This is a genomic window from Seonamhaeicola marinus (assembly GCF_008085455.1).
In genome coordinates, this window is record NZ_VSDQ01000612.1 from 1 (window position 1) to 999 (window position 999).

Genomic DNA, 999 nt, shown 5'->3' on the forward strand with positions numbered 1-999 from the left:
CAAGAAAATTATAATGAATTTAAAACTAAAAACGGACGTAAAGTTTTTGATGGCGGTGGCGTTTTACCCGATGTTATTTTTCCAGCTTCAAAAAACTCAACTATTACAAATGCTATTTTAAATGACGATTTGGTTTTCAATTTTGCCACTAATTTTTACTACAATAACAACATTGAAAACATTAATAATTTTACTTTAAATGATAAGCACTTTTCAGAATTTAAAAATTATTTAAACGCCAACAAATTCTCATTTAAAACAGATACTGAAAAAGCGCTTTTTAAGGCTTTTGAAACTGCAACTAAAGAAGAATTGAATGATAATATTGAAAAAGAATTTAACGCCTTAATTTCAAGTTTAAATAACTCAAAAGAAACGGTACTTAATGAAAATAAAAACTTTTTATTAGAATTGCTTACCGAAGAAATTGTAAAACGTTACGTATACCGCGAAGGTTTATATGAATATTACAAAATACACGACGAAAAAATAAAAAAAGCTACTAGTATACTTGCAAACCCAACAACATATTCTAGTTATTTAAAGTAAACAACCTTGTTTTTCATCCTTAACTAAAGGCAATTAAACCCAAAAAAACCTTAAATTAAGCGCTAATTGCTTAAAAATATTATATTTATATCCCTAATTAATAGCAACCTACAATGAATAAACTACATGTATTTATACTATGCTTAATACTTACCTGTAAGTTTACTTATGCCCAAAAATTAACCCACGAGGTATATTTTGATACTGATAAATTTACTGTACCACCAACTGAAGAAAGCCGGTTACTCTTATTTATTTCAACATTAACTGATATTGATATTCAAACCATTTCTATTTATGGTTTTTGTGATGATGTTGGGGCAGATACTTATAATTTAAGACTCTCTCAACAAAGAGCCGATGCTATAAAAAACCTATTTTCAGAAAATGAAATAAGCGAAAGCCTCATTACAAATGTTGATGGAAAAGGTGAAGTTTTACTTAAAATTG

At 27.5% G+C, this 999-nt stretch carries 1 protein-coding gene and 1 pseudogene; both read left to right on the forward strand.

The features are described from left to right. Positions 1-549 (forward strand): annotated as a pseudogene (locus FUA24_RS25150) (S41 family peptidase); the annotation flags it as partial. A 113-nt stretch (positions 550-662) separates the two neighbouring features. Beyond that, positions 663-999 (forward strand): OmpA family protein (locus FUA24_RS10815; protein WP_148542203.1); only part of this gene is annotated, 337 nt, incomplete at its 3' end.